A 24,244-nucleotide genomic window follows, 5' to 3' on the forward strand; every position below is an offset into this window, starting at 1 on the left:
GGCAGACTCTATATCTGCCCCACAACTATTTTATACCTTCTGAGCCGCCACCCAGTTTTTCACTTTGCTATCCAGCACCGACATAGGCACTGCGCCCCCTAACAGCACTAAATCGTGAAAGGCCTTGATGTCAAATTTGTCGCCTAGCTGCTCTTTGGCATAAGAGCGTAGTTCCACAATCTTCAGCATGCCCAGCTTGTAACCTAAAGCCTGACCAGGCCATGCCATATAACGTTCGATTTCTGACACTACATCAGACTCTGTGGTGCCAGTCGTTTCAGCCATGTAGCTGATAGCTTGCTCCCTGGTCCATTTTTTCGCATGCAGGCCGGTGTCGACCACTAAACGCACAGAGCGGAATAACTCGGCTTTCAGACGGCCTAAATCACCAAAAGGATCGTCTTTGTACATGCCCATTTCTTTCGCGACCAGCTCCGAATACAAAGCCCAGCCTTCAACATAGCTGTTGTATGGTGCAACACGACGTAGTAAGGGCAAATGTTCCTGAGCTAAATTCAAGGCCACCTGCCAGTGGTGGCCTGGATTGGCTTCATGATAAGTCAGCGTTTTTAAATCAAATTTAGCGTTAGCTTTAATATCGCGCAGATTGATCCAGTAAATACCTGGTTTACTGCCATCCATAGCGGGCGAGCTGTATTGTCCGCCTGCTGCACTGTCCTGAATTTCTACCGGAATACGGCGCACTTCCACCGGATAAGGTGGCTTGGTGGCAAATTGCTCAGGCATGCGCAGATTAATTTCCGCTATGTATTTATTTAAATCATCCAGCACTTGCTGACGACCAGCGTCTGAGTCTTCGTACAAGAAACGCTTTTCATTGTTCAGTGCTGTCATGCGTGCACCAACAGAACCTTCTTTATAGCCTTGGGCTTGTAAGATGCTATCCATTTCCTTGCTAATACGGGCTACTTCATCCAAACCTATCTGGTGAATTTGCTCCGGGGTAAGATCAGTGTCGCCTAGCTGCTTCACTGAGTAGGCATAAAATTTATCTCCACCGGGCTGAGCCCAAATACCAGATTCAGTTCTGGCTTTTGGTAATTGCGCGCGCACTGCAGCGGCGAGTTGCTGATAACCTGCTTGAACTTGCTGCTCAACTAAAACAGCAGCTGAAGTCAGATACTGCTGCTTAGCTTCTGCTGACAGGTCTTTTAATGTATCCAGCTTTTTCGCGAAATCCTTATACAACACATGCTCTGTGGCTTCACCGCCAGCATAACCATCAAGTATGGCCAGAGCTTTTTCTAACAAAATTTTAGGGGCTATCCAGCCCGCTTCAGCGTCAGAGGTAAAACCTTGCTCAACCGCTTTGAGCGCAGTGCCAAACTTCTCCAGTCGGCTTAAGTAGTTTTTGGCGTCCTGTTCATTCGATACGGGATGAGAGTTTTGTAAGGCACCGGCCATATCTATGGTAGGGCCATTGATCTGATTGACCACAAAGGCAGAGTGCCCCATCCAGGAGTCGATATAGCCATGAGGTAACTCGTTGCTACCGGCGTAGTACTGCATAATATTTAGCATCACAGCCTGGTTTTCCGCCTCTACAGCATCGGCTGGCACAGGAAGAGCTGCAAGTTGGCTAATCACAGCGTTCAGCTGTTGCCGAAGTTGTGCTTCGGCTTCTGCGCTGTAGTTTTCCAGCTCTGTGTTAAAAGCTTTGCCTACCACCTCTTCGGATAAGCCTAACGCTGAGGCATTTAAGGCGCGAGCCTGAAACAGAATTTGGGTAGCCTGCTGGTACAGTTGAGCTGCAGATTGGGCTTTTGGAATAACAGCGGCTGCAGTTGTAGTGGGAGACACGGGTTCTGCTTGTTTGGGGGCATCGTTACAACCTGCGACTAGCAGGCTGCTGATGGTCAGAGCGAGAAAAGAGAGACGCATAGTTTTTCCTTTTGGTTTGAGTGCGTAAAGTGGGGTTTATCTTACGCTTTGCCTGAGGTTATTTCAGCTGTACGACAGGCATTTGCGGTAAAACAAAGTAAAAATTGGCTTGTTCGCGGTATACTTAGCCATCTTTGGTGAGTCGTTTCTGTGGCTCAAGGTTGTTGACGAATACGATGATTGAAAAAAGAACACCCGCTTTTTACGCCGCTAGTTTTGCGCTTTGTCTGGCCGCGGTATTTGTGTTTGCCAACCTGCATATGCTGCAACCTTTATTGCCACTGTTAAGCCGTGAGTTTCAGCTAACGCCACTACAAACCAGCTGGAGTTATGCCATAGGCACGCTGGCGCTGGGGTTGTCTTTGCTGGTGTATGGAGCCTTATCGGACGCTTATGGCCGGCGTACTTTGCTGCTTTGGAGTTTGGGCGGTATGGCGCTGAGTACATTGGCACTGACCCAGGTTGAATCCTATCACTCACTGCTCGTGCTGCGTGCTTTGCAGGGCTTTTGTCTGGGCGGTTTACCCGCTATTGCCATTGCTTATATGGGCGAAGAATTCAGTAAAACCGCCATGGTGGTGGCTGTGGGCTATTACATCAGCGCCAATTCATTGGGAGGCATCAGCGGACGTTTGTTATCTGGCTGGTTTGCTGAACTGAATCACTGGCAATGGGTATTCTGGCCTATGGGGCTGGGTAGCGTGCTTTGTACTTATCTGGTCTGGCGTTATCTGCCTGAATCCAGCTATTTTCAGAAGCAGCCATTTCAATTCAAACAAGCCATGTCGGACAACTGGTTTCATTTAAGACAAAAAACTTTGTTGCTGACCTATCTGATTGGCGGTCTTAACTTTTTTATCTTTTTAAATCAGTATACTTTTGTCGCGTTTCGCCTCACCGAAACACCTTATTTGCTATCTAGCGGCTGGATTGGCTTGTTATTTATTACCTATTTAACCGGCACTATTGGTTCTGCTTTATCTGGCAAAGTGGGTCAAAAAATCCATCCGGCTTTGGGGATGGCGCTGGGCATAGGCATTATGATGTTGGGCACTGTACTGACTTTATTTGCAGCTTTGCCTCTGATCGTGAGTGGTTTTTTTATCAGCGCTTTTGGTTTTTTCCTTTGCCATTCGCTCGCCAGCGGTTGGGTCAATCAGCAGGCGGTAAAAGCTAAAGCCAGTGCCAGCGCTTTGTATCTGGTGTTTTATTATCTCGGCGCCAGTTCTGGCGGGTTGTATTTATCGCCTTTCTGGCAACACTGGGGCTGGACTGGCGTGGTCATAGGTTCTTTGCTGATGTTTATGCTGACCTTATTTTTAAGTTTTTGGCTACAGCACAGTGCATCAAAAATGCAATAAAACAACTTGCGTCCATTTTGTGTTGCTTGTTAGCATAAAACCACTTTTACTTCGAGTATCGCTGAAATGAACAACTAAATTCCCGAAAATTTGTAGCCGTTATTGTACAAATCATCAGGAATGCTGTTGTTTAACAGGTCTTTATTGCTTTTTTCTTTTTGTCTGTGAGCACAGTATTCCTGTATTTCAGGAGTCTGTATGTCTGAATTATCCAACGTTTTATCATGTCGCCAATTCCAATGGCTCCATCCGGGGCTTGAGTGGTTACACCCAGCTATTGATTTACAACTTCAGAACAAAGCTCAGGCTTTGGTTGGGTTAAATGGCTGTGGTAAATCCTTATTTTTACGTTATTTAGCCCGGCAGGAAACTGGCTTGGTGCACAGTGGTGAACTGCTTTGGCAGCAGCCATTTTATTACGTGTCACAACAGGAGCCTGATCTTAATCAAAGTATCAGCCATTATCTGGGGCTGGATACATTGTTCGCAGCTTTAGATCGAGTCGAGGTCGGCGGTCTGGAGCAAAACGATTTTGATCATATTGGTGATCGCTGGCTGGCCAAAGTTGAGTTAGTGCAGTGGCTACAGCAATTAGACTTGCCCTCAGAGCCTGCTTTGTCACTAGGTGCATTAAGCGGAGGGCAATTGATGAAACTGCGTCTTGCCAAAGCTTTTGCAACAGAGCAGTTTTTGCTACTAGATGAAGTTTCAAACCATTTAGATAAAAAGGCTCGTTTGTGGCTTCAGCAACAACTGCAGCAGCACCAGGCTGGTTATCTGCTGGTGAGCCATGATGTGGAGTTATTGTCGACTGTAGATTGTATATATCAATTATCGCCTTTAGGGTTGGAGAAATATCAGGGCAACTACCAGGACTTTTTACAGCAGAGCCAAAGGCAACAGCAGCAGTTACAGCAACAGAATGACAAGTTAAAGCAGCGACAAAGCATTCAGCAACAGCAGCAACAGCGTTTGCTGGAACTGCAACAGCAAAAGCATCAGCAGGCAAAACGGAACCGCGTACACAGCAATCAGGCACCGATACTGCTGGGGAAAAAAGCACAACAGGCTGAGCAGAGCCGGGGACGTTTGCAACTGCAGGTGCAAGCTCAGCAGCAAGAGCTTGGTGCAAAGCGGCAGCAGATACAGCGACAACTGGATTATCGTGAATTGCCCAAACTACCAGAGCCCCGCGAGGTGAAACCTTGCAGTGGACCAGTGATTTGTTGTGACACAGTTGTGTTGCCTTATGGTCATAGTGCGCCTTTATCCTTTCAGCTTAATGTGCAGCAACGTTGCCTTGTCAGCGGAGGCAATGGCAGTGGTAAATCGACCTTACTTCAAGCACTGGCGGGTTTTATTCAGCCAGAACAGGGCTTGGTGCAGGTAAAGCAGAAACTCTGGTACTTGGACCAGCATTTATCTTTATTGGATAGTTTTCCGGGGGCTGTTGATGCGATCAGGGGGCTGACCACCATGTCGCAGGAGTCGCAGATCCGAACTGCCTTGTCTGGCATAGGCCTTGATGCTTTGCGTCTGAACGTGCCAACGCAGCAACTCAGCGGTGGAGAGCGGATGAAGTTGCTGTTACTGATTTTGGCATTGCAGCCTTATGCGCCTTTTTTGCTGTTGGATGAGCCTGACAATCATCTGGATTTTCAGGCTCTCGCTATGCTCAAAGCCTTCTTACGGAAATATCCAGCCGGTTTTATACTGGTGACTCATCAGGATGCACAGTGGCAGCAGCTTGATTTCTCTGCGTTGATAAGACTGGATTAATTCAGTCTTATCTTGGTTAAACTTGCCTTTGCCAAGCTAATCCAGTCTTACCCAGACTTCCTCAATTTTCATTCCATCTTCCATACCACTGTGATGCCAGAGATCGCCCTCTACTCTGGCTTTAAATTGATACGTTTTATTGAGCATGTTGATGACTGAACCTGTTCGTGGAGTTTCGTTATAGTCATTACCTTTCAACTGGTAGGAGCCTGTTAAGGCACTACTGAAGCTGCCGTCTTTATTGACTGTGACAAAGCTGAAATAGCTTTTTGATAAGACTTTTACCGATTTCAGTTCGTCACCTGACAGAGTGATCACAGTGCCATCGGCTTTGGTGTAAACCGCAGATTTTAGCATCCAGCTGCCTTGCAGTGGGGTAGCTTCTGCAGCGGCTGCAAAGCAGAACATAGTAAAAGCCCAAAAGGTGAAGTGCTTCATTTTGCGCCCTTTTCAGTAGTTTTTTCATGACTAACTTTACAGCACAAAATGGAAATTGATAACCGCTTTAGCCTGCACTGAGGTTAACGGTTTGAAAACAACCTTCAGCTAAATCGGCGAGGCTAAACTGTGCAAGCTGAATACGCTTGAGCTGTACTACTTTCAAACCGACGGAACGGCACATATAGCGGATTTGTCGGTTTAAGCCCTGGGTCAGTACAATTTCAAACCGATTGGAGCTAAGTTGCGTGACCTGACAAGGACGGGATTGATAGGTATTAGGGCCAACAGTCCAACTCACGCCGGATGCCAATTGCGCTAAAGCCTGAGTTGTAAGAGCTATATCCACCCTTACCTGATAGGTCTTTTCATGATAAAAATCAGGGTGTAATAAACGTTGCGTCAGTTCGCCATCATTGGTCAACAGCACTAAACCACAGGAGTCTTTATCCAGTCGTCCAACCGGGAATAGCCGCATTGGAAATTGCTGCAGCAGATGGTAGAGGCTGTCAGCTTTTTCAGGATTGAGGTTACAGTCTATGCCGACAGGTTTGTGATAGAGCAGATAATGTTTTTCAGCCACAGCCCGAAAAGGCTGACCATCGACCTGAATCGAATCGTCTTCATCAACATGGTCAATATGATTAGCTGGGCGCTGGTTCACCAACACCCGGCCTTCGTCAATCAACCTTGAAGCGGCACGTCTTGAGCAAAGGCCGTGGTCGGCCAGGTATTTGGCTAAACGAATTTTCATCCGTTTCTCTACCTGAGTAACAGCTTAAGCCGTGGTTTTAGGCTTAGGTTTAAAGCGACGACGCTGACCATTGCCGTTGTTGTGCTCAGCAGCTGGTGTGGCCATATGACCTGCGGCCTGAGTCTGAATACCAGGCGTTTTAGGCGCTTCAAAGCGACGTGCAGGCTTTTGAGCCTGAGCTGGTTTTGCTCCGCCATGGGCTGCAGGCTTGGTGCCACTCTGTTTCGCTTTGGTGTTTTCAGCTTGTGGCTTACGCACAGGACGAGGAGGACGTGGCGCTTTAGCGATAGCGACCATAGCTTCAGGCAATGGGTTTGGATTCATGCTCTGGCTTGGTAATTTAATACCAATTAAACGTTCCACTTGTTTCAGTTGTGGAATTTCATCCGGTGCAACAAAAGATACAGCCAAACCCGATTTGCCAGCACGGCCAGTACGGCCAATACGATGCACGTAATCAGCAGGTGAGCGTGGCAGCGCAAAGTTCACCACATAAGGCAGCTGAGAAATATCTATACCACGGGCGGCTACATCTGTTGCAACTAAGACTCGTAATTCATTGGCTTTAAAGTCGGCCAAAGCTTTAGTGCGGGCATTTTGGCTTTTATTACCATGCAAAGCAGCAGATGGAATACCGGCATAGGTCAGCTGTTCACTTAAGCGGTTGGCTTCGTGTTTGGTGGGCATAAATACCAGCACCTGTTGCCAGTTATTTTCAGTGATCAGCTGACACAAAGCGGCAGTTTTCTGACCTTTGTTCAGCAAGTAGACTTGCTGTTCAATTTTCTCGACAGTAGTGTTTTCCGGTGTGACCTGGATCATCAGCGGGTTTTGTAACAGGCCTTTGGTCAGTGATTTAATTTCATCACTGAAAGTGGCGGAAAACAGCAGGTTCTGACGAACCTTAGGCAAGAGTGCCAGAATTTTTTTCAAATCACGGATAAAGCCCATATCCAACATGCGGTCGGCTTCGTCCAGCACCAGCATTTGCACCTGATCCAGCTTTAAGGCGTTTTGGCTTAATAAGTCCAGTAAACGGCCAGGGGTAGCGGTTAAAATATCCACACCACCACGTAAAGCCATCATTTGTGGATTAATGCTAACACCACCAAACACCACATGATGCTTAAGTTTTGGACTTAACTCTTTACCGTATTTTTGAATTTGCTCTTCAATTTGCGCTGCCAGCTCACGGGTCGGCGTCAAAATCAGTGCCTTGACCGGACGAGGTTTCTGAATAGGCTGAGCGGATAAAATTTGTAGTATAGGTAATACAAAGCTGGCAGTTTTACCTGTGCCGGTTTGAGCGGCAGCCAACAGATCACGGCGCTGTAACACAGCAGGAATGGCCTGTTGTTGAATAGGGGTTGGTTGGGTATAACCGGCCTGATGCACGGCCTCAACTAAAGCTGGGTTTAAACCCAAAGCAGAAAATGACATTAAATTTCTCAAATAAAAGCGCGAACCCCAATTGGCCCACGCAAAAAGCCGCGCATTGTAACGGGAAAGCGCTGGCGCGACCAGCGCTATTGTTGGTTTTTTGTGCAGTTTGGCAAATTGAGTGGAATTAAAGCCAAAATCGGGTCAGGCAAAACGAAGCGAGGCGAGCTTGCTTAAGCCCATAGCGACAGAGCCAAACTGATCCCCCCGGATCACCGGCACATCCGGCAATAACTGCTGCAGCATCTGTTGCACACCGGGCACAGCAGAGGCGCCCCCTGTAACAAAGATACTGTCGGGTTTAACACCAGCGCTTTGTATACACTGCTGGATCAGCTTACTGATACCGGATAATTCCTGATACAAGGCATCCATTAACTGTTGCTGTGACAGGTTTTGCACCAGATGTTGCTCAATACGCTCCAGCACCACATCTACAGCAGGATGCTCAGTCAGACCTATTTTGGCTTGCTCAGCTTTTTGGTTCAGGTAATAACTCAGGTTCTGCTGATAGACCTGGATAAAGCGTTGGATCAGGGCCGGTTCAGCCGCCAGTTGCTGTAAATCCAACAGTTCGTCATAGGTTTTTTCCGCATAAAAGCGTTCCTGGGCGTGAATATCGATGATATTGACTGCATCACTGAACAGCGCGCCGGGCAAAGGTTTACCATCCTGCGCCAGACTCTGGCGGCCAAATAGCTTCATCAGGCCATAGATGGTCAGTTTGATGTCCATATCCACACCACCAATACGTTTACCGCTGTGGCCTAATAGATCGCTGCTACGGTCAAAGGTCTGGCTATGTTGTGGTCCTAACCGGATCAGGCTGATATCACTGGTACCGCCACCAATGTCCACCACCAATACCAGTCGCTCTTTATTCAGATGACGTTCGTATTCAATCGCTGCTGCGACCGGCTCGTAGGCAAAATCGACTTCTTTAAAACCAACCCTGCTTGCCGCCTGGTTTAAAATCGCCAAAGCCCGTTCATCACCTAAAGCTAAATCTATGCCCTGAAAATGGATGGGACGGCCAATCAGCACTCGTTCAACCGGATGAGCTAACTTTTGCTCTGCACCTTGTTTGATCCGGCTGAGCAATAAAGTCGCCACTTGGGTATAAATTTCAGTTTGAGCTGGTGTTAAGCGACTGCCCAGCATCGACTTAGGCGAGCGAATAAAGACCCCGCCCAAAGGGTCCATGCTGTAGCGTTCGTGTGCGGCTTTACCGACCAGCACTGTGCTGTTTTGCGCCAGTAAGCGGGTCAAACTGGCGGACAGGTAGGCGTCTTCGTCGTCTGGATCCCGCTGACGTTCAATATACAAGGCTGAACTCAAATAGCGGCTGCCGTCTTGCTCCAACGCCAGTAAATGCGGCTGTTGCTCCAGCATAAAACCTGCGGCACAGTTGGAGGTACCAAAATCAACGGCAAGATAAGGAGCAGACATAACATCACCTGTCAGAAAAAAGGCCGGCGAGTATAGCCTTAATCCTTCGGCTTGTCAGTTGGCTTCACCAGCGGGTTGCCGCAGTACTTGCACTAAAAACTGCACGGCTTGGGGCGATTGGTAGGAGTTATGGCTTGAAGGCACAATGATTTCCTGTACGGCTTTGTTTTGATGGGCGCTGAAAAAAGGCACCACGCCATCACTGATTTGACTGCAGCTTTTTTCATCCTTGCATGATAAAGGTCCATTGCTGCCGACAATAGAATAGACAGGTCGTTGGTATTCCAGCTTATTTAAACCCTGCAGCAGCGGATGACGGGGTGATAAGACCTGAACCGAATGGGGACCACCGCCGCTTAAGTATTCACGCATAGGCAAAGTGATTTTGTCTGGTCCCAGTTTCAAAATAAAGTTACTCATCAACAGCGTGAAATTTTTTGGCAAATTAATAAACCAGCTGGCCACTTTTGCCACCACAGATTCGGAGGTTTCAGAGCCGCCATGTGGGGTATCGATAAACACTACTTTGTCGATATAAGGTCTGGCATGAAAGATAAAAATATCTTTAATGTTGTCCAGTTCTTGCTTGGCATAACCCAGCTGCTCAGGGCGCTCGGTAAAGCTTAAATCCCAAAGCAGATAGTCAGTTGTTTGCACCATAGTTTTACTGATCACACCGCCCATGCTGTGGCCTATGACGACAATTTCATCCAGTTGATTGCTGCCACCTCTGGCTTTGAGCATGCTCTGCAGCTCATCCAGTTTTTTACGTAAACGCATAGAGTTGTAAAAAGGTGGTGGGCCTGAAGGGTAAAACGCATGCCAGATCTGATAGCGCTGTTTTAACTCTTCGTCCTGTAGCACAGCCATCGTCAGTTCATACCAAATCAAAGGGCTGGAATTCAAACCATGGATCATCAACAGGGGTTGTTTGTTGTTTTGCAGCGGCGTCACGCTGTAAATACCCAGTTTATTGTCGGCCAGCTCTGCGTTAAATAAGCCGGGTAATTCTAAATCGGCCAGCTTGGCTTGCTGCATCAACCACAAGTAACTGCTGGCGGCGTCATACAGAAGTGGATAAGAGCCTGAGGCAAACTTTAATTCAGCCGCTTCCTGCATCAGATGTCCTTGCAAGGTCAGCTGAATTTGCAGCTCTTTAGTAAATTTCAGCTGTTTCAGACTAACAGTCACGGAGCGGAAGATACCCTCAGGCGGATAATATTTATCCTGGCCTTTACCGGTATTGGGCCGTATCGCCACCAAACTAACCCCAAGGCCTGAATGGGCAATTCCCTGGTGATGGCTTTTAATGGCCTGAAACTCGCTGGCCAGCACGAAATCTTCGAAAGCCAGTCCGGTTTCATCCTTCACGGGCTCCAGCACGATACGAAGCGCGGGGTGACGGTACTTTTGTTTAGGCAGCATAGTGCGTAGAAACTGTGTCAGACTTTGATTGTAAAGCTGGGACGCTTGTTGCAGCGCTGTGCCCTTTAACTCAGCAGACGCTAACCAAAATTGTGCGCAACTCAGTTGTAATAAGCTTTTGTTGGCGCTTGTGTCTGGCAAGCTCAATAGCTCAGGACAATAGGAGGCCAGCTCCTGACTATCCATTTGTTGCATGCGGGCATACTGGTAACTAAATAACTGATTAGCTTCCAGCGCTCTTTTAGTCGATGGCAGGAGTTTTAAAAAATGGGGGCTGGTGCAACCGGCAAGCAAAAACAGACAGAGCATCAACAAACCGGCTTTTTTTAGCTTAGTGTGCACCTGTCTCTCCTGTTTTGTTGAAAACACCTTCAGATTATGCGGTGACTTTGTAGCAAACTAAGCAAAATTTGTATTAAAAATCAGTCACTCAGCTATAGTATGGACATCACTGATACTAATTTGAAGTTTTTTATTCCGGCATTTAAACCTTTTGTTGCTGTGGCTCCGACTAACCCTATAACAACAAAAAGCAGCATTTTTAAAATAGCAGGGGCGGGATGTTAAGGTCTGACTATCCAGAGCAAAGAACGCATGACATGGATGAACTGGTTTGCCTGTCGCAGCAAGGCGATCGTAGCGCGTTCAGACAACTGTATCAGCAGCATTGCGGCCGGGTGTACGCGGTCTGTTTACGCTTACTGGCGGATCGTAGTAAAGCAGAAGATGCCTGTCAGGAGGTTTTTGTCAAAGTATGGCAACAGCTGAGTCTGTTCCGCGGCGACAGTCTTTTCAGTACCTGGCTGCACAGCATTGCGACCCGTACAGCTATCGATCTGTGGCGTCAGGATAAGTTGCTCAGACTAGCCACTGAAGAAATGCCTGAATTAGCAGGGGCCGAACTGGGACAGAGCAGGGAATTAGAACAGTTGATTTTACGTTTGCCTCATCAGGCAAGAGCTGTGTTTGTGTTGTTTGCCTTAGAAGGTTATCAGCACCAGGAGATTGCGCAGCTGCTCGGCATAGCCGAGGGCAGTTCGAAATCGCAGTACCACAGAGCACGGCAGTTATTACGGGAGTGGTTAGATGAAAACTGAACATGAATTAGATGCCCTGATCGCCGGACTTTCCAGTGAATTAAAACCCTCCCGCGATTTATGGCCAGAGCTGGAGCTGCGTTTAATACCTGCAGAGATAAAAAATGAGGAGCCGGTGCCGCTCAGACCTAACAAATGGTTGTCTGTACCTTTTGCCGGTGCTTATGTCGCAAGTGCAGCTTCTGTGTTATTCGCTGTCACTTTGTTTTGGCAACCAGCGGCTTTGCAACCATCAGCACCAGTGCAAGCAGGCTTGTTTAACCCGCAGCAGGTGGATGCACAAACCGCTATCGTTTATAGCTATGAGCAAGCGAAAGCTGAGCAGTTGGCCAGTATGAAAGTCGTTGATCCGGTGTATGCCGACTGGCAGCAACAACTTGCACAGTGGCAACAAGCTATAGGTCAGGTACAACTGGCACTGAAATACAACCCGAATGAAGCAATGTTGCTGAAACAATTAAGGCAATTGTATAGCCAGCAACATAATTATTTACAAAAAGTGGTCCAGTCGGGCCTGGTTTAATCTGGAGTAACATGATGAAACAACAACTGATTTTAGGCTTGGCTTTGTCCCTGTTCAGCCAGCTTGTAGTAGCCGCAGAGTCGGTGAATGAAAACCTGCAAGTGGCCGGTAATGAGAAAATTTATATCGAAAATATGCGTGGTGAAGTCGAAATCGTCGCCAACTCAGAAAACCGCTTTAAAGTCTCAGGTACCCTGGACGAAAAAGCCGAAGGTTATGAGCTGGATTCAAAAAATGGCTTTACCAGTTTTAAAGTGAAAATGCCGAGTCTGCGTAACTATGGCAACTGGGACGATCAGGAAAAAGAAGGTTCACGGTTAAAAATTGAAGTCCCTTTTGGCACTGAACTGGAGTTTCAAGGGGTGAATGCCAGTGTCAAAGTATCAGGGGTGCAGGGCAGCACCAAAGTTACGACGGTGAATGGGTCTGTTTATGCAGAAAAGCTGCAGAAGTTTATCCAACTGGAGACCGTCAATGGCGAAATTACCAGTGTAAATAACAATGGCCGCATTACTCTGAATACGGTCAATGGTGAAATTGAAGACACGGGCTCAGAAGGAAGGTTGAGTATTGATGCGGTGAACGGCAGTATTGAGACGAAATCTTCGGCCTCAGAAGTTTCAGTATCAGTGGTCAATGGCGAGGCTGATTTAGAGCTGACGAATGTGCAGCAACTGAATATGAGTTCTGTCAATGGATCCCTGGATGCTGAAGTCAAAGGTAGCCTGACTCCACGTATAGAAGCGAGCACGGTTAGCGGTAACGCCAAATTAAAACTGGAAAAAGCCATCAGCGCAAAATTTAATCTGGTGGCCAACGCTGGTGGTTCTATCAAAAATGAATTGACCAGCCAAAAAGCGGAGAAAGCAAAGTATGGTCCTCGTAGCAGCCTTGAATTCAGTACGGGCAAAGGGGAAGGCAGTGTTGAAATGAATACCGTCAGTGGTTCAATGAAACTGGAAACACATTAAAGCCAAAGCAGCAGGCCCCAGGCCTGCTGCTTTAATTGCAGTGATTATCTTTACTTAACTTTGCAATAGCCATTTGGTGTTCAGTTATAAATGATTTGTAAAGGGCTGTTATTAACTGTCTGAGTTGGTAAAAACGCTAGGATTTTCATAGGGCTATACATAATCTCTTGGCCAACTAACAACCAAGTTACAGGATAGCTTCATGAACATGATACTGCGTGCCAGTCGTCTGGCTTTGCCATTATTTTCGCTGATCGCTTTGGCCGCCTGCGGTGGCAGCTCAGGGGATAAAGCAGAAGAGGGTTTTAATCAGGGATACGTGCAGTTTTACAATGGTGCAGGCAATAGTGCCAACAGCTCTTTGACTGTGAATGAGATTGCTGCAGGCAGTGCCACTTTTGGTGATGCGTCCAACATGCTGGCGATTGACCCGGGTTCATACAAATATCAGCTGAAAAATGCCACCAGTAGTGCTTTGATTAAAGAAGCCGATATCACCCTGAACAAAGGCGATAAAACCTTGTTGCTGATGGCAGGTGACGCTGCAAACCCAAGCATTCTGACATTAACTCACAAACGTGAAGAAAAGTTTGACGATGAGTTCCGTGTCTTCGTTGCTAACTTATCCAATAGCTACGACAAAGTTGATTTGTATACTGCGGCTGAAACAGATGACTTCAGTAAAGCCACCTTAGTCGAGTCTGTTTCTGCAAAAGAAGTGACAAGCACAGGTAAAATGCTCAAACGTGGGAAATATAAGCTGTTTATCACCACGGCTGGTAGCAAAACTCCATTTTTTGAGGCTGTTGCCTATAACTTCCAATACACCACCAGCTATGTGTTAGTGGTACGTGACAAACTGGGCCCTATGCAACAGCAAGTGTCGTTAGACATCGTTGGCAACTCTACGGCTGTGGAAGCGCTCGAACACCGTCTGGCCAAAGGTCAGGTTCGGATCTATAACAGTCTGGATAATCAGCAAGGTCAGATTGCGATCAATAACTTACCTGTCGCAGATTTAGTGCAGGATACGCTGACAGATTACATTCAGTTAGATAAAAATGATTACAGCATCGCTGTGTTAAATGAAAACAATCAGTTGCTATTAAACAATGTGTTACTGACCATCAACGCCGGACAAAGTAAGTCGGTGCTGTTGTTCCGTGATGCTGAACAAAAAGTAGGTCTGGTTAGTTTTACAGAGAAAAACCTGCCTCAAGTGCACGAGCATGAAATTAACGTAGCGAACCTGGTGCCTGATTTTAAAAACCTGCATTTCTATTTTGTGCGTCAAAACGAAACTATCGAAAGCGCAAAGTTCCACGTCAAAGCATTAGACTTTAAAAAGTACGCAAGCTTGGTTCTGCCAAAAGATTTCTACTCTGTCTCTTTGGTGCATGTGGCGGACAATGGCACCATCAGTCTGTTAGATAAAACAGAGATGCTGCAATTGGAGGCAGGCAAAAACTATATTCTGGCGGCAGAACCGTCAGCTGCGGCTCCAAGTGGTTTCAAAATCACACTGGTTAAATAGTTCGCTGCTAGTGAAGTTGTAAAACAAAAACGGCCACAGAAAGTGGCCGTTTTTTATCGACAGAAAACGCCGCTCACAGGGCAGTTTTCCTTGTCTGTTACAACGTTGCTTAGAACTTATAATTCCACTGTACCGCCAGTACCTGAGCTTTGTTGCGGTAAGTTGCCTGAACACCAGAGTTGTAAATACGATCGCCATTGGCGCTGTATTCGTGTTCATCGATGCTGACTTTATTCATCCACATATAACCATAAGCAAAATCTACACTTTGTTCTGGTGTCAGAGCCCAGTTTGCACCCCAGGTCCACCAGATCCGGTCCGCTGTAGGAACACGCGCTGTTTTATGGCTGCTGCTGATCGGGTTTTCATCATAAGCCAGACCTGTTTTTAACGTCAGCTCCTCGTTGTACTGCACTGTGGTGCCAACAGAAAACGACCAGGTGTCCTGCCAATGTTCCGGGATATAGCCAATGTAACCGGCTTTATTCAGGTTTTGTGGCTGTTGAGTACTCAGAGAAATGCTAGGTGTGGCGTCATCACTGACAATATCAATAGACTCAAAGCTGCTCCAGCCTGTCCAGTTCACACTGGCTTGCACAGATAAAACATCTGTCAGCTTCTGATCAATGCTAAACGCCAGATTGGCAGGAGTGGTTAAATCCAGTTTGCTTTGCTCTGACAGGTAGCTGTTCGATGCCAGTTTGCCAGTTGCTAAACTGATGGCTGGCAAGTTTGCACCTACCACGATAAAGTTCGGATTGCCAGCAACGTTGGCACCAGTGATAGGCGTATTGGTAATTTCAGAGTCACCTTTTAAGGTGTATTTCACTTCAGAATGATAGACCAACGCCAGTTTGGTTGAACCTAAATCGCCATGAAAACCAAGGTTATAACCTGCAGCTACATCATCGCCATTCACTTCATAATGACTGTTGCAATAGGCAGCGTTGTAAACATTGGCGCCATATAAACCATTGATATTAGTTCCCAGTTCACATAAACCTGAATGATCTTTGAACTTAGATAAGGTGCCTTCTGCATAGTTAACATTTACACCTAAACCGAAGGACCAATCCTGGCTTAATTTGTAAGCCACGGTAGGTTGCATAGAAACTACTTTTATTGAGGTTTCATCGCCAAAATAGCGGCCAACCCAATCGTCGTTGTAATCAGATGACAAACCAAATGGAGCGTAAACCCCTATACCCCAGCTTAAATTGTCAGTGAAGTGGTCGCTGTAAAAAGCAAAAGGAACTAATTCAGATAAAGTCAGTTTGCCTGAGTCACGGCCTGTGACAGGCATACCGTTGGCGCTTTGGGCTGACGCGTCGCTGTAACGGGTTGTAGCGTAAATCAGGTTGGCACCACCAGAAAATTGTGCGCCTTTGAGTTTGGTTAAAGCAGCAGGGTTGGAGTAGACCAAAGAGGCGTCTGTAATTTGTGCGCCGCGGCCTGCATAAGCGTTACCTGCTGCACTGACTGATTGTTCAAATAATTTATAACCTTCAGCAAAAGCAGACTGACTGACCAAAGCAAGGCTGATGGCTAAAGGTAATGAAGCTTTTCGTAACATTGTTTTTGTACCCTGTAATAAATTTCGCGGCATTATAGAGAGACTAAGCCCTAGAGTACATGCTCTAAGTCTGGCAAATTTTGCTACTGGTCGGATCTTGCATTGACTAAAAAGTGGTGAAATTCACTAAAACATTGAAGTGAATCCAGGCTGAATTTTTAAGATTTTTTATTTAAGTTATTGTTTTTAAAATGATTTGTGTGTGTTTTTTGAAGTGGCACAAGGGATGCAATTCCATCGCAACTGATTCGACTTTGCTTGTTTAAGGATAAATTATGAAAACCCGCTCATTACTCGCTACTGCTGTAACTACTGCCTTATTGGCTGGTTCTTTGGTATTAACTGGTTGCGGCAGCGCCGAAGGAAGTCCGGATGCTGCTAAAGTGGACGCTGTGATCAGCATCCCAGTCGAAGCTGCTTTGGTCAGCCGTGGTGAAATCAGCAGTTTGTATCGCACCACCAGCACATTGGAAGCCAAGGAAGATGCTGAAGTGAACAGCAAATCAACTGGCATAGTGCAGCAGTTGTTTGTTGAAGAAGGGGATTATGTCAAAGCCGGTCAGGTGATGGCTATCTTAGATACCGAACGTCAGCAACTGAACTTAGCCAAAGGCAAAGCTGAATTGGGCCAATTAAAAAGCGAGCTGGCGCGCTTAGAAACTATGTACCAGAAAAAACTGGTCAGTTTTGATGTCTATGACAAGTTAAAATGGCAGGTGGAATCTTTATCCGCTTCTGTGGCTTTGTCTGAGCTGGCATTAAAAGAAACTCAAATCATTGCGCCTATCAGCGGTGTGATTGCCCGTCGTCATGTCAAAGTAGGCCAGTTGATCACTGAATATTCATCCAAAGCTTTGTTTGAAATTGTGTCACAAGAGCGTTTAGAGGCGGTGATCAATTTACCAGAGCATCAGTTACCACGCGCTAAAGTAGGCCAGGTTGCGCACTTGCATTTTGCTGCTCTGCCAGCCAAAGAAGCGAAAATTATCCGTATCTCTCCGGTGGTAGATGCAACAACTGGTACTGCCCGCGTCACAGTGGCGGTGGATAACAGTGACCTGACATTAAAAGCTGGCATGTTTGCTCAGGTCGAAGTGCAATACGACGCTAAAGCCGCGGCGTTATTAGTGCCTAAACGTGCTGTGATGGCGATGGATAACAGCAGCTCAGTCTTTGTGGTGAATAAAGACGGCAAAGTCGAACGTAAAACCATTACCACGGGCTATGAATCCGACACTATGTTTGAAGTGGTGGAAGGTTTAACTGAAGGTGAGCAAGTGGTCACTGCAGGTCATGCCAGCCTAAAAGAGCAAAGTCCTGTTCAGGTTATTGCGAAAAGCTAATTCAATCTCCCTCATTGGTGGGGCCTAATCCCCACCATCAATAATAAAGATAAAAAGTAAGGGATCCTCTATGAAACTCGTGGATACAGCCGTTGCACGTCCGGTCACTATGTGGATGTTCACTTTAGGTATTATGTTATTTGGTCTGGTCGCTATGGGGCGACTGGCCGTCAATTTACTGCCAGATTTGTCTTACCCCACTTTAACCATCCGCACTGAATACGCAGGTGCAGCGCCAGCCGAAGTGGAGCAGTTAGTCAGCAAGCCAATTGAAGAAGCTGTAGGTATTGTCAAAGGCATTCGTAAAGTACATTCGGTGTCCCGCGCTGGTCGCTCTGATGTGATTATGGAATTTGAATGGGGCTCAGATATGGATCTGGCAGGCCTCGAAGTGCGTGAGAAAATCGACGTGCTGTACCTGCCGCTGGATGTGAAAAAACCATTGTTACTGCGCTTTAACCCGAATTTAGACCCTGTGGTCCGTTTGGCGTTAAGCCGGGATGAGAAACAGGATTTAACGCCAGCTCAACTGGTGAGCTTACGTACTTTTGCTGAAGAAGATTTACGCCGCCGTTTAGAATCCTTAGCCGGTGTGGCTGCAGTGCGGCCTGATGGCGGTTTAACTCAGGAAATTCAAATCCTGATTGATAATGAAAAACTCAGCCAGTTAAAGCTGGATATCAGCACCATCAATCAGCGGTTAAAAGAGCAAAACATTAACCAGGCTGGTGGCCGTTTAGAAACCGGCAGTCATGATTATTTAGTCCGGACCATTAATCAGTTTGCCAATCTGGATCAAATCCGCAATTTGTATATTGCCAAAGTAGGTGAAAGCCAAATTCGGTTGTCTGATATTGCCGAAATTCGTGACTCTTTTGTCGACCGTCAAAGTATTACCTATGTGCATGGCAAAGAAGCGATAGAAATTGCCATCTACAAAGAAGGTGATGCCAACACAGTTCAAGTGGCAAAAACTGTTACAGCCAAGCTGGAGGATTTACAAAAGAATCTGCCTGCTGGTTATCAGTTAACCTTAGTGTATGACCAATCCACTTTTATCAAACAAGCCATAGATGAAGTGAAATCAGCCGCTTTTGAAGGCGGTATTCTGGCGATGATAGTGCTGTATTTGTTCCTGCGTAATGTCTGGACCACGCTGGTGATTTCTATCTCGATTCCGCTGTCAGTCATTGCCACCTTCAACCTGATGTATGCGCAGGATATCAGCTTAAATATTATGAGCTTAGGCGGTATAGCCCTGGCTATAGGTATGCTGGTGGATAACGCCATTGTGGTACTGGAGAATATCGCCCGTTATAAAGAGCAGGGCATGGCTCCGATGGAAGCGGCGAAAAAAGGCGCCAGTGAAGTGGCGATGGCGATTACGGCTTCAACCTTAACCACAGTGGCGGTATTTTTCCCGCTGGTGTTTGTCGAAGGGGTCGCAGGCCAGTTATTTAAAGATCAGGCGTTAACCGTCACTTACGCCTTGTTGGCGTCATTGCTGGTGGCTTTAACTCTTATTCCCGCCATGGCGGCCCGTGAGCGCACAACATCAGCTGCAGCTATCACTTCGGATACTCAAGCTGCAAAACTATCCATTAAGCCATCGCGCTGGTATTTATGGCCGCTGGTGCCGTTTCATTTGTTGTATCTGGCGGTACGTTTTGTATTTTTAGGTTTATTTACGGTATTCACTATCCTGTTCCGTGCAGTAGCTAAAGGCTTAAGTTTTGTCTTTAATCCGCTGCTGAACATAGTGCAGGCTTTTTTACGGGCTCTGGAATCGGGTTACCGTGCTGTATTAACCGCCGCCTTGCGTGCCAAAGCTTTGGTACTGGCAGCCACTATAGGCCTGACCGCGCTGATTTATTCACTGATCCCGGGTTTAGGTTTTGACGTGATCCCAAGCATGAGTCAGGGCGAGTTTTATGTCGAAGTTCAACTTCCTGTTGGCAGCGCGATAGAACGTACGGACAAGGTATTAAAACAACTGGCGGATGTGGCCTCATTACAGCCTGAAATTGACCGCAGTTATGCCCAGGCAGGTACAGGCCAGCAAATGACTGTGGATCCCAATGTAGGTGGCAGTCATTGGGGCCGGTTAAATATTATTTTAAAAGACAGTGCCACCAAAGCGGATGAAGAACGTTTAATTCAACTGTTTCGCGATGCGGTCAGCACCATGCCGGATCTGAGCGCCAAGATCGACAGACCAGAGCTGTTTAGTTTCAGCACGCCACTGGAAATAGAATTATCCGGCCATGATTTAACCAGCTTAAAAGCCACCTCGGATCAATTGGCTAAGGCATTGGCTGCTAATGACAGATTTACCGATATCAAAAGCTCGTTGCGTTCTGGCCAGCCGGAAATTACCTTACATTTTCATCATGACCGTTTATCTCAGCTGGGGTTAACCGCGGCAGATGTATCGAAACGGGTGGCGAATTATATTGGTGGTGAAGTTGCAGGCCAGTATTCGATTAACGATCGCAAAGTCGATATCCGTGTGCGTCTGGCAGAAAACTTCCGCAACTCAGAGCAGCAACTGTCGCAAATTATCATCAACCCAAATAGTGAAAAGCCGCTGCCGTTGTCTGCAGTCGCTGACATTAAACGTGAAGTAGGCCCAAGCGAAATTACCCGTATTGGTCAGCAACGTGTGGCTTTGGTGAGCGCTAATTTAGCTTACGGCGACCTGGAGCAGGCCACAGCGGCAGCCAAAGCTGTATTGGCACAGCTGACGCTGCCTTATGGTGTTGGCGCTACTATTGTCGGTCAAAGTGAAGAGATGGAACGTTCCTTTAATTCCCTGATGATGGCGTTGCTGTTAGCGGTGTTTCTGGTCTATCTGGTGATGGCGTCGCAGTTTGAAAACCTGCTGCAACCTTTGTTGATTTTATTTACTGTGCCTTTGGCTGGTGCTGGTGCCGTACTTGGTTTGTGGCTGACGGGCACCCGGGTTTCTGTCATCGTCTTTATCGGCCTGATTATGCTGGCCGGTATAGTGGTGAATAACGCCATAGTGCTGATAGACCGTATTAATCAGCTGCGTGATGAAGGCATGGCGGTGTCTGATGCCATAGTTGAAGCCGGTGCAACCCGTTTACGTCCTGTACTGATGACGACTTTAACCACAGTGCTGGGTTTATTACCTATGGTGCTGGGCAGCAGTGATGGTGCTGAAATCCGCGCTCCAATGGCCATTACGGTGATTTGGGGCTTAAGCCTGTCGACCTTGCTGACGCTGGTGTTTATCCCTGTGCTATACCGCCTGACTGCGCGTGACGTACCAGCGGCTAAGGAGTAACAACATGGATCATAAACCCTTAGCCATCACCCGTTTTGCCTTAACCCGGCCTGTGACTTTATGTATGTTGTTTTTGTCCTTGCTGGTGTTTGGTTTAATCGCGAGCAGAATGTTGCCTTTGGAGAAATTCCCGGGTATCGATATCCCGGAAATTTATGTGCATGTGCCTTATCCCAATGCTACGCCCAGCGAAACCGAGCGTTTGATCACCAGGCCAGTGGAAGAAGCGCTGGCCACAGTGACCGGCATTAAAAAGATGCGCAGTTTTTCCAAAGAAGACGGTGCTGACATTTCGCTGGAATTTAACTGGGAAGAGGACATCAATACCAAAAGTATTGAAGTACGTGAGCGTTTAGACAATATGCGTCACCTGTTACCACGGGATGTAGAGCGGGTGATGGTGTATCAGTTTAATACCAGCGATATGCCTATTTTCCAGCTGCGTATTTCCAGTGAACGCGATTTAGCCATGGCCTACGACTTACTGGAGCGTGTGATTAAGCGTCCGCTGGAGCGGGTGCCTGGTGTATCGAAAGTCGAGCTGTATGGTGTGGATAAACGCCAGGTGACTATTCGCCTTGACCCACAACGTATGCGCAATTTGCAGGTCGACCCGGTGCAGTTAGTGCAATTATTGCAGGCCAGTAATTTTGCGATGACAGCGGGCGAGCTGCGTAATCCAAATGAAAGTATTCTGGTGAAACCTGTTGGCGAATTTACCAGTCTGGATGAAATCCGCGCTTTGCCTATTCGTGCCGGTCTAACTCTGGGCGCCGTGGCTGATGTGATGCTGGAGCTGCCCAAACGTATTGAAGGCCGGCATTTACACCAGACCTATGCGGTCGGTATGAACGTCTTTAAAGAGTCGAATGCGAATCTGGTCGATGTATCCCGCGCAGCAATAGCTGTAGTAGATGCAGCGGGTAAAGATCCGGCCTTTAACGGTATTAATTTATTCCTGATGGACGACACCGCCAAAGGCGTCACAGACTCTTTGTCGAACCTGTTGGGTTCTGGCGCTATGGGCGCTGTGTTGTCTTTTGGAGTGTTGTATTTATTCTTACGCCATATTCCCACTACTTTAGTGGTGGTGTTGTCTGTGCCTGTGTCTATCGCCATCACTTTGGGTGCTATGTACTTCCTCGGTTACAGCCTGAATGTGCTGAGTATGATGGGCTTAATGCTGGCGGTCGGTATGCTGGTGGATAACTCAGTGGTAGTGACTGAAAGTATATTCCGCGAACGTGCTGCCGATGCTGATATGAAAAGAGCCACAGAATTGGGAGTAAACAGAGTGAGTCTGGCCGTGCTGGCCGGTACTGCGACTACAGCCATCGTATTTTTACCCAATATTATCGGCCAGAAAGTCGATGTCACTGTGTTTCTGGAGCATGTTGCTATTGCCATCACCATAGCGCTTGCTGTGTCTTTGCTGATGGCCTTAACTTTAATTCCGCTGTTAACTACAAAGATTAAGCAAATCCATAGCTCAGACAATGCGGCACCGAGCAAAGTCGATAAGTTTTATGGCCGCTGTTTACGTTGGGTGATGGCTTCACCTAAAGCTGCAACCGGCATCGCTTTTTTATTGCTGTTCAGTATTGCTATTCCGTTAAGCCAGGTGTCTGGTGGTGACGATAATGATGGCGACAGTAACAGAGCCTTTTTGAACTACAACGTGCAGGGCAATTACAATCTGGCCGAGGTAGAGCAGGAAGTAAACCGGATGGAAGCCTACTTATATCAGCACAAAGACGAGTATGAAATTGAGTCTGTGTACAGCTATTACACCGCCAATCATGCGATGTCGATCATTATGTTTAACGATCCGCTGGTAAAACCTGTCTCTGAAATTAAGGAAGCTATTCGCAAAGGCTGGCCACAGCTAGTGCGCTCACAACCCAGTTTTGGCTGGAGTGATAACGGCGGTGGTATGCAGGTGCATTTATCTGGCCCTTCGACTGAAATGCTGACCAAATTAGCTGCTGACATAGTGCCTGTGATCTCACAAATTAAAGGGCTGGAAGACGTGCGCTCTGAAATTTCCGATGGCCAGTTTGAAATGCAAATTCAGCTGAACAATGAAGAGTTACAACGTCAGGGCCTGGATGCCAGCGAAGTGGCGCAAGCCGTTACATTGGCGCTGCGTGGCACGAATTTACGCACCTACCGCTCGGACGAGCAGGGCGAATTGCAGCTTAGGGTGTTGTATGACGAAAAAGTCAGCCATTCACCGGCTGAATTGGCCGCTATTCCTGTGCTGGTGAAAGACAATGTAGTCATTACCTTAGCGCAGGTGGCTGAACTGAAAGTAGAACCCCTGCTGTCGGAAATCCGCCGCTTTAATCGTCAGACTACGCTTGCCATTGGCATGAATATGAATAAAGACCTGACGATGGATAAAGCCCGTGAAGAGCTGACCCAAAGATTAAATCAGCTGCAGTTGCCAGCAGGTTACGCCTGGTCTTTTGAAGGCAGCTTCCAGTATCAGGATGAAGCGCAGGGCATTATGCAAATCAATATGTTGCTGGCTGTGGCGATGATTTATCTAGTGATGGCGGCGCTGTTTGAGTCCTTGATTATGCCAACCGCGGTCATAGGCTCCTTGTTGTTCTCTTTTGTCGGTGTGTTCTGGGCCTTTTTATTCACCGGCACTTCTATGGGCATTATGGGCATGATAGGCATGCTGGTGCTGATGGGCATAGTGGTGAATAACGGCATAGTGCTGGTAGACCGTATCAATCAGCTGCGTAATGAAAGCCCTGATGCAGAGCTGGTACCATTGATTATCGAAGCCTGTGAAGCCCGGTTACGACCTATTCTGATGACGGTATCCACCACAGTGCTAGGTTTATTACCACTGGCTTTTGGTGATGCCACTATAGGCGGCGACGGCCCAAGTTATGCGCCTATGGCAATCGCTATCATTGGTGGTTTGGTGTTCTCCACCTTAACCAGTTTACTGCTGGTGCCGCTTACCTACTGGGGTTTAGTGCGTTTTAATATTCGCTGGTCCGGCTTTTTGGGCAAAGCCAAAGTGCTGGCGAATAGGGTGATTACGGCGCCTTAAGTTGCTTCGTTGCTAGTTTAAATCTGCCGCTCTTCAGTAGTTGGTGAAGGTGGCAGCGGAAAAGCCATAGTGCACGCAGACTCGCCGTAAATATGTCCCTATAGGCTCCTGTCCAGCATCCATGCTGGACAGGGTCTGCTAAGCACCATGACTTTCCTCGCTTTGGCTGCTTAGTCCTCTTTAGACCGCAATTCCAATCTTCGGTCGATTCAGTTCGAATTGCTTAAGTTGTCTGAGTATAAGTAAATCGGATAACCGCTTAGTGCCAATTGCGG

General features: G+C 47.2%; 16 protein-coding genes. 9 read left to right on the forward strand and 7 right to left on the reverse strand.

The genetic code is table 11. The features are described from left to right. Positions 1–30 precede the first annotated feature (30 nt). Positions 31–1,902 carry a DUF885 domain-containing protein gene (locus IEW88_RS07540; RefSeq protein WP_147903869.1) on the reverse strand — a complete coding sequence of 624 codons (1,872 nt, stop codon included), beginning with the start codon at positions 1,900–1,902 and terminating at the stop codon, positions 31–33. Between the two features lie 176 nt (positions 1,903–2,078). Here IEW88_RS07540 and IEW88_RS07545 point away from each other — a divergent pair, with 176 nt between their 5' ends. Both IEW88_RS07545 and IEW88_RS07550 read left to right on the forward strand, forming a co-directional pair. Further along, complete coding sequence (locus IEW88_RS07545; protein WP_147903868.1) at positions 2,079–3,263, forward strand: MFS transporter; 1,185 nt, start codon at positions 2,079–2,081, stop codon at positions 3,261–3,263. A gap of 198 nt (positions 3,264–3,461) precedes the next feature. Next, a complete protein-coding gene (locus tag IEW88_RS07550) occupies positions 3,462–5,042 on the forward strand; it encodes an ATP-binding cassette domain-containing protein (protein WP_147903867.1) in 1,581 nt (526 codons plus the stop codon). A gap of 36 nt (positions 5,043–5,078) precedes the next feature. Here the strand turns inward: IEW88_RS07550 and IEW88_RS07555 are convergent, their stop codons facing one another. The 5 genes from IEW88_RS07555 to IEW88_RS07575 form a co-directional block, all read right to left on the reverse strand. Then, the gene (locus tag IEW88_RS07555; protein WP_147903866.1) at positions 5,079–5,480 is read right to left on the reverse strand and encodes a hypothetical protein; all 402 of its coding nucleotides are present in this window, start codon (positions 5,478–5,480) and stop codon (positions 5,079–5,081) included. A 67-nt stretch (positions 5,481–5,547) separates the two neighbouring features. Next, positions 5,548–6,234 (reverse strand): pseudouridine synthase, encoded by a 687-nt coding sequence (locus tag IEW88_RS07560; RefSeq protein ID WP_147903865.1) that lies wholly within the window; start codon positions 6,232–6,234, stop codon positions 5,548–5,550. Positions 6,235–6,258: 24 nt separating this feature from the next. Further along, complete coding sequence (locus tag IEW88_RS07565; protein WP_147903864.1) at positions 6,259–7,674, reverse strand: DEAD/DEAH box helicase; 1,416 nt, start codon at positions 7,672–7,674, stop codon at positions 6,259–6,261. Between the two features lie 144 nt (positions 7,675–7,818). Then, positions 7,819–9,123, reverse strand: coding sequence for a molecular chaperone (gene yegD / locus IEW88_RS07570; protein ID WP_147903863.1), 1,305 nt, complete (start codon positions 9,121–9,123; stop codon positions 7,819–7,821). Between the two features lie 54 nt (positions 9,124–9,177). After that, positions 9,178–10,890, reverse strand: a complete 1,713-nt coding sequence (locus IEW88_RS07575) for an esterase/lipase family protein (protein ID WP_147903862.1) — start codon at positions 10,888–10,890, stop codon at positions 9,178–9,180. 257 nt (positions 10,891–11,147) lie between these two features. On the opposite strand from IEW88_RS07575, the gene IEW88_RS07580 reads away from it, so the two are divergent. The 4 genes from IEW88_RS07580 (at position 11,148) to IEW88_RS07595 (ending at position 14,673) form a co-directional block, all read left to right on the forward strand. Next, the gene (locus tag IEW88_RS07580) at positions 11,148–11,645 is read left to right on the forward strand and encodes an RNA polymerase sigma factor (protein WP_229670367.1); all 498 of its coding nucleotides are present in this window, start codon (positions 11,148–11,150) and stop codon (positions 11,643–11,645) included. After that, the gene (locus IEW88_RS07585; RefSeq protein ID WP_147903860.1) at positions 11,635–12,168 is read left to right on the forward strand and encodes a hypothetical protein; all 534 of its coding nucleotides are present in this window, start codon (positions 11,635–11,637) and stop codon (positions 12,166–12,168) included. Before IEW88_RS07580 ends, IEW88_RS07585 begins: the two co-directional genes overlap by 11 nt. An 11-nt stretch (positions 12,169–12,179) precedes the next feature. After that, the gene (locus tag IEW88_RS07590; RefSeq protein ID WP_229670369.1) at positions 12,180–13,139 is read left to right on the forward strand and encodes a DUF4097 family beta strand repeat-containing protein; all 960 of its coding nucleotides are present in this window, start codon (positions 12,180–12,182) and stop codon (positions 13,137–13,139) included. Between the two features lie 202 nt (positions 13,140–13,341). Further along, a complete protein-coding gene (locus tag IEW88_RS07595; RefSeq protein ID WP_147903859.1) occupies positions 13,342–14,673 on the forward strand; it encodes a DUF4397 domain-containing protein in 1,332 nt (443 codons plus the stop codon). A 109-nt stretch (positions 14,674–14,782) separates the two neighbouring features. On the opposite strand, the gene IEW88_RS07600 is transcribed toward IEW88_RS07595, so the two are convergent. Next, positions 14,783–16,246 (reverse strand): OmpP1/FadL family transporter, encoded by a 1,464-nt coding sequence (locus tag IEW88_RS07600; RefSeq protein ID WP_147903858.1) that lies wholly within the window; start codon positions 16,244–16,246, stop codon positions 14,783–14,785. Positions 16,247–16,521: 275 nt separating this feature from the next. Between IEW88_RS07600 and IEW88_RS07605 the strand changes: the two genes are divergently transcribed. From IEW88_RS07605 to IEW88_RS07615, 3 genes are all read left to right on the forward strand, one after another. Further along, on the forward strand, positions 16,522–17,589 hold the full coding sequence (locus IEW88_RS07605; protein WP_147903857.1) for an efflux RND transporter periplasmic adaptor subunit: 1,068 nt from the start codon (positions 16,522–16,524) through the stop codon (positions 17,587–17,589). Between the two features lie 70 nt (positions 17,590–17,659). Further along, positions 17,660–20,899: an efflux RND transporter permease subunit gene (locus IEW88_RS07610; RefSeq protein WP_147903856.1), complete on the forward strand. Its 3,240-nt coding sequence runs from the start codon at positions 17,660–17,662 to the stop codon at positions 20,897–20,899. 4 nt (positions 20,900–20,903) lie between these two features. Then, positions 20,904–23,969 (forward strand): efflux RND transporter permease subunit, encoded by a 3,066-nt coding sequence (locus IEW88_RS07615; protein ID WP_147903855.1) that lies wholly within the window; start codon positions 20,904–20,906, stop codon positions 23,967–23,969. The last annotated feature ends 275 nt before the right edge of the window (positions 23,970–24,244 follow it).

This window comes from Rheinheimera tangshanensis (genome assembly GCF_014645135.1).
GTDB lineage: Bacteria > Pseudomonadota > Gammaproteobacteria > Enterobacterales > Alteromonadaceae > Pararheinheimera > Pararheinheimera tangshanensis.